Annotated in this window: 10 protein-coding genes; 7 read left to right on the top strand and 3 right to left on the bottom strand. The window is 74.4% G+C overall.

Annotated elements, in window-relative coordinates:
- Positions 1-54 precede the first annotated feature (54 nt).
- Positions 55-1062, bottom strand: coding sequence for a uroporphyrinogen decarboxylase (gene hemE / locus AC2CJA_RS16815; protein ID WP_484603511.1), 1008 nt, complete (start codon positions 1060-1062; stop codon positions 55-57).
- Between the two features lie 159 nt (positions 1063-1221).
- Here hemE and AC2CJA_RS16810 point away from each other — a divergent pair, with 159 nt between their 5' ends.
- The 7 genes from AC2CJA_RS16810 to AC2CJA_RS16780 all read left to right on the top strand — a co-directional run bounded on the left by AC2CJA_RS16810 (position 1222) and on the right by AC2CJA_RS16780 (position 8646).
- Positions 1222-1857, top strand: a complete 636-nt coding sequence (locus tag AC2CJA_RS16810) for a DUF3000 domain-containing protein (protein WP_484603510.1) — start codon at positions 1222-1224, stop codon at positions 1855-1857.
- A 182-nt stretch (positions 1858-2039) separates the two neighbouring features.
- On the top strand, positions 2040-2711 hold the full coding sequence (locus AC2CJA_RS16805) for a helix-turn-helix transcriptional regulator (protein ID WP_484603509.1): 672 nt from the start codon (positions 2040-2042) through the stop codon (positions 2709-2711).
- Positions 2712-2899: 188 nt separating this feature from the next.
- Positions 2900-4171 carry an HRDC domain-containing protein gene (locus AC2CJA_RS16800; protein WP_484603508.1) on the top strand — a complete coding sequence of 424 codons (1272 nt, stop codon included), beginning with the start codon at positions 2900-2902 and terminating at the stop codon, positions 4169-4171.
- Positions 4172-4275: 104 nt separating this feature from the next.
- Positions 4276-4542 carry a hypothetical protein gene (locus tag AC2CJA_RS16795; RefSeq protein ID WP_484603507.1) on the top strand — a complete coding sequence of 89 codons (267 nt, stop codon included), beginning with the start codon at positions 4276-4278 and terminating at the stop codon, positions 4540-4542.
- Positions 4543-4778: 236 nt separating this feature from the next.
- Entirely contained in the window at positions 4779-5993 is a 1215-nt protein-coding gene (locus tag AC2CJA_RS16790; RefSeq protein ID WP_484603506.1) for a thiolase family protein, read from the top strand.
- Positions 5990-8119 (top strand): 3-hydroxyacyl-CoA dehydrogenase NAD-binding domain-containing protein, encoded by a 2130-nt coding sequence (locus AC2CJA_RS16785; RefSeq protein WP_484603505.1) that lies wholly within the window; start codon positions 5990-5992, stop codon positions 8117-8119. Before AC2CJA_RS16790 ends, AC2CJA_RS16785 begins: the two co-directional genes overlap by 4 nt.
- A 128-nt stretch (positions 8120-8247) precedes the next feature.
- Complete coding sequence (locus tag AC2CJA_RS16780) at positions 8248-8646, top strand: NTP pyrophosphohydrolase (RefSeq protein ID WP_484603504.1); 399 nt, start codon at positions 8248-8250, stop codon at positions 8644-8646.
- Positions 8647-8674: 28 nt separating this feature from the next.
- Here the strand turns inward: AC2CJA_RS16780 and AC2CJA_RS16775 are convergent, their stop codons facing one another.
- Positions 8675-10309, bottom strand: coding sequence for an ArnT family glycosyltransferase (locus AC2CJA_RS16775; RefSeq protein WP_484603503.1), 1635 nt, complete (start codon positions 10307-10309; stop codon positions 8675-8677).
- Between the two features lie 154 nt (positions 10310-10463).
- Complete coding sequence (gene dxs / locus AC2CJA_RS16770) at positions 10464-12431, bottom strand: 1-deoxy-D-xylulose-5-phosphate synthase (RefSeq protein WP_484603502.1); 1968 nt, start codon at positions 12429-12431, stop codon at positions 10464-10466.
- Between the last annotated feature and the right edge of the window lie 199 nt (positions 12432-12630).

Below are 12630 nucleotides of genomic sequence, written 5' to 3'. Positions count from 1 at the left end.
GCCTCCTTCCGAGGAGGCCCGGCCCACCGGCGTTCCACGCGGTCCCGCGGCGCCTCAGCTCGCGGTCCGCTCGTGCACGTACTCCACCAGGCGGGTGAGCGCGTCGGGGTCGGTGTCGGGCAGTACGCCGTGGCCGAGGTTGAAGATGTGCCCCGGCAGGCCGCGGGCGGCGTCCAGCACGCGCCGCGTCTGGGTCTCGACGGCCTCGCGCGGCGCGAAGAGCACCGCCGGGTCGAGGTTGCCCTGGACGGCCTTGCCCGGGCCGATGCGGCGGGCGGCCTCGTCCAGCGGCACCCGCCAGTCCGCGCCGACGACGTCCGGACCGGCCTCGGACATCGCGCCCAGCAGCTCGCCGGTGCCGACGCCGAAGTGGATGCGGGGGACGCCGTAGTGGGCGACGGCGTCGAAGACCCTGGCGGAGGCCGGCAGCACCGAGGCGCGGTAGTCGGCCGGGGCCAGGGCCCCGGCCCAGGAGTCGAAGAGCTGGACGGCGCTCGCGCCCGCCTCGATCTGCACCTTCAGAAAGGCGGTGGTGATGTCCGCGAGCCGGTCCAGCAGATCGGCCCACAGTTCCGGGTCGCCGTACATCATCGCCTTGGTGTGCTCGTGGTTGCGGGACGGCCCGCCCTCCACGAGGTAGCTGGCGAGGGTGAAGGGGGCGCCGGCGAAACCGATGAGCGGGGTGGGGCCCAGTTCGGCGGTGAGCATCCGGACGGCCTCGGTGACGTACTCCACGTCGCCCGGCTCCAGGCGGCGCAGCCGCTCCAGGTCGGCGCGGGAGCGGACGGGCCGCTCGACGACGGGGCCCACCCCCGGCCTGATGTCGAGGTCGAGGCCGATGGCCTTGAGGGGCACGACGATGTCGCTGAAGTAGATGGCCGCGTCCACCCCGTGCCGGCGGACGGGCTGGAGGGTGATCTCGGTGACGAGGTCGGGGCGCATGCAGGAGTCGAGCATCCCGATGCCCTCGCGCACCTTCCGGTACTCCGGCAGGGAGCGTCCGGCCTGCCGCATGAACCACACCGGGGTGTGCGGCACGGGCTCGCGGCGGCACGCCCGCAGGAAGGCGGAGTCGGCGACTGCGGGGTCGGCGGCCCCGGGGGCGGCGGAGCCCGCGGCGGAGGGGGTCTGGGCTGCGGTTCGGTCGTCGGCGGTCACAACCAGAAGTCTCGCACGTGTCCCTACCCGTCCGGGGCACCCGTTCCGCCTACGCTGCCGCCCATGGCAGCGGCGCGAGCACACCAGGCGGACGGTACGGCGGGTCCCGGCGGTGAGGAGGCACCGCGGCCCTTCCGGCAGGCCGTGGCGGCCCTGGCCGAGGTGCGGCCGCGCCCGGAGGTGCGGCTGGGCCCGCTTCCGCCGCCCAGGAGGCTGGCGCCGTTCGCGCACGCGGTGGAGGCGTCGGTCGAGGCCGGGGGCGAGGAGCTGGCCGACGGGCGGTTCGTGCTGCTGCACGACCCCGCGGGGCAGGAGGCGTGGCGGGGCTCGTTCCGCGTGGTGACCCTGGCCCGCGCCCGGCTGGAGCCGGAGATGGCGCAGGACCCGCTGCTGCCGGAGGTCAGCTGGTCGTGGCTGACGGGCGCGCTGGAGGCGCGGTCGGCCGGGTACGCCGCGGAGGGCGGCACGGTGACGCGGACGGACTCCCACCCCTTCGGGGAGCTGGCGGACCGGGTGGTGCGCTCGGAGCTGGAGATCCGCGCATCGTGGACTCTTCGGGAGGGGACGGGGGAGGCCGCGGCCGGACATCTGGTGGCCTGGTGCGATCTGCTGTGCCAGTGCGCGGGGCTGCCGCCGGAGGAGGGCGAGGGGGCGGCCGTCGTACCACTGCCGCAGCGCCGGGGCCCGCAGCCACTCTGATGGTTCCCCGGATCGAGCCCCTGTCCGATTTGCCGGAATTTTTCACTCACTCATTCGTGATCATTCCCTAAAGACGGACCGGCGGAGTGCCGAAGGATTCTGTGACCCCTCACGGGGCTCAACCCCATCCCGACTTCCCCCATAGTCGGCTTCCGTCCGCTCTCCACTCCCCAGGAGGCCCGGTGTCCGTTCTTCTTGAGCACCCCACAAGCCTGGTCGCCTACCGCCCGAACAAGCCGACGGCCATGGTCGTCGTCGCCGACCCCCGGGTCCGTTCCACCGTCACCCGCCACCTGTGGGCGCTCGGTGTCCGGGACGTGATCGAGGCGTCTTCGATCGCGGAGGCCCGCCCCCGTGTCGCCAACCCGCGCGACATCTGCGTAGCCGAGGTCCACCTGCCCGACGGGTCCGGCCTGACCCTGCTGTCCGAGACCCGGGCGGCGGGCTGGCCCAACGGCCTCGCCCTCTCCGCCGCCGACGACATCGGCGCCGTGCGCAACGCCCTCGCAGGCGGTGTCAAGGGCTATGTCGTCACCGGCACCCGCGGCGCCCCGGGCCACCCCGGTCATCCCGGGCGCCCCGGTACCGCGCCCATCGGCGCCGCCGCCGCCCGTATGCACCGCCGCCCGCCGGGCGCCCCCGGCCACTCCGGCGGCTACCGCGAGCTCTCCGGCCGGGAGATCGAGGTGCTGCGGCTGGTGGCGGAGGGCCAGTCCAACAAGGCGATCGGCGTCTCCATGGGCCTGTCGGCCCTGACCGTCAAGAGCCACCTCGCCCGGATCGCCCGCAAGCTGGGCACCGGCGACCGCGCGGGCATGGTCGCGGTCGCCCTGCGCACCGGCATCATCCACTGACCCCCGGCCCCGACACCCCCGTTCCCTCACCCCCACGGCCCCGTACCGCTCCGACCCCTTCACCGCCGCGGTCCGCACCCGCCCGCCCGGCCGGCTCCCCGGCCGGGCGGGCGGGTGCGCCGCGGCCGCCGTCGCCACCGTCCGTCGGCGGCCACCCCGCCCCCCGTGCGGCTGGATACCCTTGTCGCGTGACCGACGCCCAAGAGACCTCCATAAGCAACGCAGCTCGGCCTCCCGCACGGGAGGAAGGTCCGGCGCCGGTCCCCTTGCTGGAACCGCGCGAGGGCGTCCCGCCCGTGACCGCCGCGCCCGAGGCCCTCGCCAAGGTCGTGGAAGCCTTCGCCGCGGGCCGCGGCCCCGTGGCCGTCGACGCCGAACGGGCGTCCGGATACCGCTACGGGCAGAGCGCCTACCTCGTCCAGCTGCGCCGCGCGGGCGCGGGGACCGCACTGGTGGACCCGGTCGGCTGCCCGGACCTGACCGCCCTCGGCGAGGCGATCGGGGACGCCGAGTGGGTACTGCACGCCGCCGGCCAGGACCTGCCCTGCCTGCGCGAGACGGGCATGCGCCCCACGCGGCTGTTCGACACCGAGCTGGCCGGACGGCTCGCGGGCTTCGCCCGCGTCGGCCTCGGCGCGATGGTCGAGAACGTCCTGGGCTACTCCCTGGAGAAGGGCCACTCCGCCGTGGACTGGTCCACCCGACCGCTGCCCGAGCCCTGGCTGCGGTACGCGGCGCTGGACGTGGAGCTGCTGGTCGACCTGCGCGACGCGCTGGAGGAGGAGCTGGAGCGCCAGGGCAAGCTGGAGTGGGCGCGCCAGGAGTTCGCCGCCATAGCGGCGGCCCCGCCGGCCGTCCCCCGCAAGGATCCCTGGCGCCGCACCTCGGGCATGCACAAGGTGCGCAGGCGGCGGCAGATGGCGGTCGTACGGGAACTGTGGACGGCCCGCGACCAGGTGGCGCGGCACCGCGACGTCTCGCCGGGCAAGGTGCTCACCGACGCGGCCATCGTGGAGGCCGCGCTGGCGATGCCCGCCGACGCGCAGGCTCTGGCCGCGCTGCCGGGATACGGGCACCGGATGGGACGCAGGCAGCTCGAGCAGTGGCTGGCCGCGGTCCAGCGCGCCCGTGCCCTGCCCGAGTCCGGGCTGCCCTCCCCCGCCCTGACACCGTCCGGGCCGCCGCCTCCGCGCGCCTGGGCCGACAAGGACCCGGTCGCCGCGGCCCGGCTCGCCGCGGCGCGGGCGGCGGTGACGGCGCGCGCGGAGGAGCTGAACCTGCCCCAGGAGAACCTGCTCGCCCCCGACACGGTGCGGCGGCTGTGCTGGGAGCCCCCGGGCGAGGCGTCCGAGTCCGCGGTCGCGCGGGCGCTGTACGCCCTCGGCGCCCGGCAGTGGCAGGTCGAGCAGACGGCGCCGCTGCTGACGGCGGCCCTGTCGGCCGTCCCGTCCGACCTCTGACCGGGACCGGTCCCCTCCTCCACCACGGGAGGGGACCGGTCTTCCGTTCACGCGCGGGCGCCGCATAGGGTGATCGCCAGCTGACAACCCAGGGGGGATGAGGAATGTCCTATCCGAACTACCCGAACCAGCCGCAGCCGCCGCAGCAGCCGAACCCGTCCAACACGCTCAGCATCGTCGGCATCGTGCTCGGCTGTGTCGCCTTCATCTTCTGCCCGCCGCTCTTCGGCATCGCGGGGATCGTCTGCGGTGCGATCGCCACGTCCAAGGGTGAGCGGCTGGGCAAGGTCGCCCTCGGGGTCTCCATCGCGGGCCTGGTCGTCGGGATGATCCTCGGCTTCGCCGTCTTCCAGGGAGTGCAGGGCGTCTGACCGTCGTCCGGCCGCGCACGGCGGCCGGAGCAGGCCGCCGAACCCCTTTCCGGGCCCGTCCCCCACGGGGGCGGGCCCGGTTTCCCGCCGCCGTGCGAAGCGGCCGGGGGCGCGTGGGAGTGTGACGTGCGACTCGCTCGGAAGGGGGCTTCCCCCCTGAGGGTTACCGACAAGTAGCATAAGCTCCGGGAAGCGCGCCGTACGGCGTACCACCGCACCCCTGGAGGAGAGCCAACGTGCCTCGTACCGCTAGGGACGTCGTCTTCGTCGACGGCGTCCGGACCCCGTTCGGCAAGGCGGGCCCGAAGGGCATCTACCACGAGACGCGCGCCGACGACATGGTCGTCAAGTGCATCCGTGAGCTGCTGCGCCGCAACCCGGACCTGCCACCGGAGCGCATCGACGAGGTCGCCATCGCCGCGACGACGCAGATCGGCGACCAGGGCCTGACGCTGGGCCGCACCGCCGGCATCCTGGCCGGGCTGCCGACGACGGTGCCGGGCTACTCCATCGACCGCATGTGCGCGGGCGCCATGACCGCCGTGACGACGACCTCCGGGTCGATCGCCTTCGGCGCGTACGACGTCGTGGTCGCCGGCGGTGTCGAGCACATGGGCCGCCACCCGATGGGCGAGGGCGTGGACCCCAACCCGCGCTTCGTCTCCGAGAAGCTGGTCGACCAGTCCGCCCTGTTCATGGGCATGACCGCGGAGAACCTCCACGACCGCTACCCGCACATCACCAAGCGGCGCGCCGACGAGTACGCCGTGCGCAGCCAGGAGAAGGCCGCCAAGGCGTACGCCGACGGCAGGATCCAGGCCGACCTGGTGCCGGTCTCCGTGCGCCGCACGAGCGAGGAGGCCGGGGAGACGGGCTGGGGCCTGGCCACCGCCGACGAGCCGATGCGCCCGGGCACCACCCTGGAGCAGCTCGCGGGCCTGAAGACCCCCTTCCGCGCGCACGGCCGGGTCACCGCGGGCAACGCCGCGGGTCTCAACGACGGCGCCACCGCCTCCCTGCTCGCCGCCGAGGACGTGGCCCGCGAGCTGGGCCTGCCGGTCAGGATGCGCCTGGTCTCCTACGCCTTCGCCGGCGTGGAGCCGGAGGTCATGGGCGTCGGTCCGATCCCCTCCACCGAGAAGGCGCTGGCCAAGGCCGGTCTGTCGATCGGCGACATCGGCCTGTTCGAGATCAACGAGGCCTTCGCCGTCCAGGTGCTGGCCCTGCTGGACCACTACGGCATCGCCGACGACGACCCGCGCGTCAACCAGTACGGCGGCGCCATCGCGTTCGGCCACCCGCTGGCCTCCTCGGGTGTGCGTCTGATGACGCAGCTCGCGCGGCAGTTCGAGGAGCAGCCGCACGTCCGCTACGGCCTGACCACCATGTGCGTCGGCTTCGGCATGGGCGGCACCGTGATCTGGGAGAACCCCCACTGGGAGGGCAAGTGAGTAACACCGCCGAACTGCTGAAGGGCGCGGCCGAGCTCTTCCCCGACGAGGTCGTCACCACCGCCCACGTGCGCCACCTCGACCTCCCCCAGGGTGCGGGCCGCTTCGCGCTCATCACCCTGGACAACGGCCTGGACCACACCAAGCCCACCACGCTCGGCCCGCAGTCGCTGGTCAACCTCGACAAGGCGATCGACCAGGTCGAGGCCGAGGCCGCCAGGGGCGAGATCACCGGCGTCGGCGTGACCGGCAAGCCGTTCATCTTCGCCGTGGGCGCCGATCTCAAGGGCGTGGAGGTCGTCAGGAGCCGCGAGGACGCGCTGGCCATCGGCAAGGGCGGCCACGACGTCTTCAAGCGGCTGTCCTCCCTGGCCGTGCCGACCTTCGCCTACTACAACGGCGCCTCGATGGGCGGCGGTGTCGAGGTGGGTCTGCACTGCTCCTACCGGACCGTCTCGCGGGCCGTCCCGGCCTTCTCCCTCCCCGAGGTCTTCCTCGGTCTGGTCCCCGGCTGGGGCGGCTGCACCCTGCTGCCGAACCTGATCGGCGCCGACCGCGCGGTCTCGGTGATCATCGAGAACTCGCTCAACCAGAACAAGCAGCTGAAGGGCGAGCAGGTCTTCGAGCTCGGCATCGCCGACGCGGTCTTCGACGGCGCCGACTTCCTGGAGCAGTCCCTGATCTGGACCGCCTCGGTGCTCCGCGGCGAGCTCGAGGTCGAGCGCCCGGACATCGACCGCGGCGAGGCCTGGGACCAGGCCGTCGCACGCGGGCGTGGCATCGCCGACTCCAAGGTGCACGGCGCGGCCCCGGCCGCCTACCGCGCCCTGGACATCATCGCGGCGGCCAGGAACGGCGACCTGCGGCAGGGCTTCGACGCCGAGGACCGCGCCCTGGCCGACCTGATCATGGGCGACGAGCTGCGCAGCGGCCTGTACGCCTTCAACCTGGTCAACAAGCGCGCCAAGCGCCCGGCCGGCGCCCCGGACAAGAAGCTGGCCCGCCCGGTCACCAAGGTCGGCGTCGTCGGCGCCGGCCTGATGGCCTCCCAGCTGGCGCTGCTGTTCGCCCGCCGCCTGGAGGTGCCGGTCGTGCTGACCGACATCGACCAGGAGCGCGTCGACAAGGGCGTGGGCTACGTCCACGAGGAGATCGACAAGCTCCTGCTCAAGGGGCGGGTCAACCAGGACAAGGCCAACCGCCTCAAGGCCCTGGTCACCGGCTCGCTGGACAAGGCCGCCGCCTTCGGCGACGCCGACTTCGTCATCGAGGCCGTCTTCGAGGAGATGGGCGTCAAGCAGCAGGTGTTCGCCGAGGTCGAGGCGGTCGTGCCCGAGCACGCCATCCTGGCCACCAACACCTCCTCGCTGTCGGTCACCGAGATGGCGAGCAAGCTCGAGCACCCCGAGCGGGTCGTGGGTTTCCACTTCTTCAACCCCGTCGCCGTGCTGCCGCTGCTGGAGATCGTCCGCGCCGAGCGGACCGACGACGCCTCGCTGGCGACGGCCTTCGCGGTCGCCAAGTCGCTGAGGAAGACGGCCGTGCTGGTCAAGGACGCCCCGGCGTTCGTCGTCAACCGCATCCTGACCCGCTTCCTGGGCGAGGTGCTGCGCTCCATCGACGAGGGCACCCCCGTCGAGGTCGCCGACCGGGCACTGGCCCCTCTGGGCCTGCCCATGTCGCCGATCGTCCTGCTGGAGCTGGTCGGCCCGGCCGTCGCCCACCATGTGGCCGGCACGCTGCACGCCGCGTTCCCCGACCGCTTCGCCGTCTCGGAGAACCTGGGCCACGTCGTCAAGGCCGGCAAACGTGGCCTCTACGTGTACGACTCCGGCAAGCCGGAGCTGGACCCGGAGGTCGCCGCCCTGTTCGAGACCGGCGACACGGTGCTGACCGAGGAGCAGGTCCGCGAGCGTGCGCTGAACGCGATCGCCGAGGAGATCCGTCTGATGCTCGACGAGGGCGTCGTCGCCGAGGCCCAGGACATCGACCTGTGCCTGATCACCGGCGCGGGCTGGCCCTTCCACCTGGGCGGCATCACGCCGTACCTGGACCGCGAGGGCGTCTCCGAGCGCGTTGGCGGCAAGCGGTTCCTGGAGCCGGGCGTGGCGAGCGTCCCGAACTGACGCACCGGGGCGGCCCTCCGCCGCTTCCCGTCCACGGCGCCCGTCCGCACCCCGAGTGCGGGCGGGCGCCGTCGCGTGTGCGGGGGGTTCGGGGCGGGGCCGGGCGGTGGCCGTGGCAGGCTTGGGCCATGCCCGGACGCCTTCGCCCCCTGCTCGTCGTGGACGCCGCCAACGTCGTCGGCTCGGTGCCGGACGGCTGGTGGCGGGACCGGCGCGGCGCCGCCGAGCGGCTGCGGGACCGCCTCGCGGCCCGGGCCGACGGAGACCGTGCGGGCGGCGAGGGCGGCGAGGGCGGCGAGGGCGGCGAGGAGATCGTGCTCGTGGTGGAGGGCGCCGCCCGCGGAGTGGCCTCCGTACCCGGGGTGCGGGTGGTGGACGCGCCCGGCAGCGGCGACGACCGGATCGTGGAACTGGTGGCGGCCGAGGGCCGCGGCCGGCCCTGCACGGTGGTCACCGCCGACCGCGGGCTGCGCGAGCGGGTGGCGGCGCTGGGCGCCGAGGCGGCCGGGCCGCGCTCGGTGCGCTGACCTCCCCCCGGGCCTCGCCTCCCGCGGCTCAGCGGGCGTCGGCCGCGCGCCCCTCCGCCTGCTCCTCACGCTCCTTGCGCTCGCCGCGCTCCGGCCGCAGCACGTAGACCACCGCGCCGTCCACCCGCTCCGCGCGCTCGTAGTGCGCCGCGAGCAGGTAGCGCAGCGTCGGCATCCGGGACGGCTCGTACGGCTGGCCGCGCGAGTCGTCGACGATCACCTTCGGCGGGTCCTCGGACAGCTCGGCGCGGAAGGTGTGCCAACCGCCCTCGACGCCGTACCGCTGGCCCACCCGGGGCCCGTCCCGGCCGCCGCTGAAGTTGGTGAGCAGGCCGGCGGTGAGGTAGCGGCTGGCGGGGCGGCGGTCGGCCAGCCAGTAGCCCTCCGGGTGCATGCCCCACAGCAGCACCTTCTCCTGCGGTCCGGCGTGCCGTCGCGCGGCGTCGGCCACCTTCTGGGCGTGGTCCAGCTCCGCGCTGCCCGCGACCGCGCTCCAGCCCAGGAACAGCGTGCACGACAGCACCGCGCACAGCGCGGCCCGGCGTGTCCACCCGTCGCCCAGCAGGTGCAGGGCGCCCGCCCCCAGCAGGGCCAGCGGCGGCAGCAGTTGGAGGTAGTAGTGGCCGAAGAAGTGGAAGCCGGAGACCACGGCGACCGCGGAGGCCGCCAGCCAGGCCCACAGGTCCGCCGTCAGGACCCGCCGCCGGCACGGCGGGCGGCGGCGCAGCGCCGCGGCCAGCGGCACCAGCAGCCCCGCGGAGCCCGCCGCCGCGATGGCGGTGTTGACCAGGCCCCGGCCGAGCACGTGCAGCTCCGAGCCGGTGAAGGAGGCGTACGTGCCCGATCCGGTGACCGTCCAGAACAGGAAGCGGGACCAGCCGCAGGCCGCGGCCACCGCCGCCACCGGCAGTACGCAGCCCGCGCCCAGCCGGATCAGCGCGGCCCGCCGGGGGTCGCCGGGCGGCACCGAGCGCCACAGCAGGAACAGCACCGGCAGCAGGACCGCGCCGCCCGTCTGCTTGGCCAGGAAGGCTCCGGCGACCGCGAGGCCCGCGGCCGCCCAGTGCCTCCGGTCGGCGCACCAGACGGCCGCCGCGGTGAACGGCAGCATGAAGACCTCGAAGTTCGCCGCCTGGGCGTCCTCGGGGTTGAGGCCCACCGAGGCCAGGACGAACAGCACGCCGGCGGCCCATCCGGCCCGCTCGCCCCAGCGGCGGCGGGCCAGCGAGGCCAGCAGCGCGGCGGTCGCCGCCACGGCCGCCACCGCCGCCGCCTTGACCGGCCACAGCGAGGCGTCGCCGAAGACCGCGAAGGCGCCCTGGTACAGCCAGGGCACCAGGGGCGGTTTGCGGTCCACGACGGTGTCGTAGAGCGTCCCGCCGTCCGTGAGTATCCGGGCCTGGGTGGCGAGGAAGCCCTCGTCGGGGTTCCACAGCGGGCGCAGGAAGGACGGGAGGCGGGTGAGCGCCGCCGACAGCAGGAGCACCGGGAGCAGCCACGGCCAGAACGGGCGCGGACGGCCCGGGGGTCCGGACGGCGGCCGGCCGGCGGGGCCGACGTCCGGCCGGCGGACGACGGGCTCCCGCACCCGCGTGGTCCCGGCCGGCGCCGTGCGGGCGCCCGGCAGCCGCGCGGACCGGGGTGGGTCGGAGGCGGTCGGCATGGGTTACAACCTATCCGTCCCCGCCGCCGTCCCCGCCGCCCCGGCGGCGCAGGGGCGGCGGGGCGCGGTCGGGGCGGGCTCGGGTACCGGCCCGCCCGGAGTTCCGGGGGCCGGCCGGAGGTGACGTGCGACCGGGCCGGGAGACTCGGTCGCGTCAGTCGCGGGCGGTCTGCGCGCCGAGGCCGTCCGCGCCCTCGGCGCGCCGGGCGTCATCGGCACCCTCGGCGCCGTAGCGGCCGCCGAGCTTGGCGACCAGACCGGTGACCTGGCGGGCGATGTCCGGCGCGGTCAGGCCGATCTCGGCGAGCACCTCGCCGCGGGAGGCGTGGTCCAGGAACCTCGCGGGGATGCCGAAGTCGCGCAGCGGCACGTCCACGCACGCGTCGCGCAGCGCCTGCGCGATCGCCGAACCGACGCCGCCCGCACGGACGTTGTCCTCCACGGTGACCACGACGCGGTGGCGGTCCGCCAGCGGCGGCAGCGCCTCGTCGACCGGCTTGACCCAGCGCGGGTCCACCACGGTGGTGGAGATGCCCTGCTTGCCCAGCAGGTCGGCGACCTCCAGGCACATCGGGGCCAGCGCGCCGACCGAGACGAGCAGCACGTCCGGCCGCTCGCCCTCCTCCGTCCGTGCCTCGCGCAGCACGTCCATGCCGCCGACGGTGGAGACGGCGGGCACGGACGGGCCGACGGCGCCCTTGGAGAAGCGCACCACCGTCGGGGCGTCCTTCACCTCGACGGCCTCGCGGAGCTGGGCGCGCAGCTGGTCGGCGTCGCGCGGGGCGGCGATCCGCAGTCCGGGGACGACCTGGAGGATCGACATGTCCCACATGCCGTTGTGGGAGGCGCCGTCGGTGCCGGTGACCCCGGCCCGGTCCAGCACGAACGTCACCCCGCACCGGTGCAGGGCGACGTCCATCAGCACCTGGTCGAAGGCGCGGTTGAGGAAGGTGGCGTAGACGGCGAAGACCGGGTGCAGCCCTCCGGTGGCCAGCCCGGCCGCCGAGACGGCGCCGTGCTGCTCGGCGATGCCCACGTCGTAGACGCGGTCGGGGAAGGTCTCGGCGAACTTCCGCAGGCCGACGGGCTGGAGCATCGCGGCGGTGATGGCCACGACGTCCGCGCGCTCGCGGCCGAGCTCGACCATCTCGTCGCCGAAGACCGAGGTCCAGTCGGCGCCGGAGGCGGCCACCGGCAGTCCGGTGTCGGGGTGGATGACGCCGACGGCGTGGAAGCGGTCGGCCTCGTGCTGGACGGCGGGCTGGTAGCCGCGGCCCTTCTCGGTCAGGCAGTGGACGATGACCGGGCCGCCGAAGCGCTTGGCGCGCGTCAGGGCGGACTCCAGGGCCGCTATGTCGTGGCCGTCGATGGGGCCGAGGTACTTCAGGCCCAGGTCCTCGAACATGCCCTGCGGGGCGATGACGTCCTTGATGCCCTTCTTGGCCCCGTGCAGGGTCTCGTACAGCGGCCTGCCGACGACCGGGGTGCGGTTGAGCAGGTCCCTGCTGCGGGCCAGGAAGCGCTCGTAGCCGTCGGTGGTGCGCAGGGTGGCCAGGTGGTTGGCCAGGCCGCCGATGGTGGGGGCGTAGGAGCGCTCGTTGTCGTTGACGACGATGACCAGGGGGCGGTCCTTGGCGGCGGCGATGTTGTTGAGCGCCTCCCAGGCCATGCCGCCGGTGAGCGCGCCGTCGCCGATGACCGCGGCCACGTGGTGGTCCTCGCGGCCCAGTACCTGGTTGGCCTTGGCCAGTCCGTCGGCCCAGCCCAGCACGGTGGAGGCGTGGGAGTTCTCGATGACGTCGTGCTCGGACTCCGCCCGCGAGGGGTAGCCGGAGATGCCGCCTCTGGCCCGCAGTCCGGAGAAGTCCTGCCGCCCGGTGAGCAGCTTGTGGACGTAGCTCTGGTGTCCGGTGTCGAAGAGGACCTTGTCCCTGGGCGACTCGAAGACCCGGTGCAGGGCGATGGTCAGCTCGACCACGCCCAGGTTGGGGCCGAGGTGGCCGCCGGTCTTGGAGACCGCCTCGACGAGGAAGGCCCGGATCTCCCGGGCGAGCCGGTCGAGCTCTTCGGGGCTGAGCCGGTCGAGATCGCGCGGTCCCGTGATGCGGGTCAGCAGAGCCACCCGTGCCTCCTTGCTGGTCGAGCCGTACGGGCTTGTGCCGATCCGACGAGTCTAATGTTCCGGTCGCCCGGCCGTGCGGCGGCCACCGCGTTGCCGCCGTCCGGGTGTGTCGCGCGTGTGTCGCGGCAGGCCCCCGCGGCCCTCTGGACGCGGCCCCGGGCCTCGGGGAGCGGCCGCGCGCACGCCCGGTGCCGGGCCC

The organism is Streptomyces sp. ATLC9 (genome assembly GCF_057196705.1).
Note: the sequence above shows the minus strand (reverse complement) of the source record. Positions and strands in the feature narration are given on the sequence as shown.

What these genes read in the sequence shown, in the direction of transcription:
- AC2CJA_RS16780 (WP_484603504.1), top strand. Translation starts at nt 8,248, where the DNA reads ATGCCCGGACGCCTTCGCCCCCTGCTCGTCGTGGACGCCGCCAACGTC.
- AC2CJA_RS16775 (WP_484603503.1), bottom strand. Translation starts at nt 10,309, where the DNA reads ATGCCGACCGCCTCCGACCCACCCCGGTCCGCGCGGCTGCCGGGCGCC.
- AC2CJA_RS16810 (WP_484603510.1), top strand. Translation starts at nt 1,222, where the DNA reads ATGGCAGCGGCGCGAGCACACCAGGCGGACGGTACGGCGGGTCCCGGC.
- AC2CJA_RS16795 (WP_484603507.1), top strand. Translation starts at nt 4,276, where the DNA reads ATGTCCTATCCGAACTACCCGAACCAGCCGCAGCCGCCGCAGCAGCCG.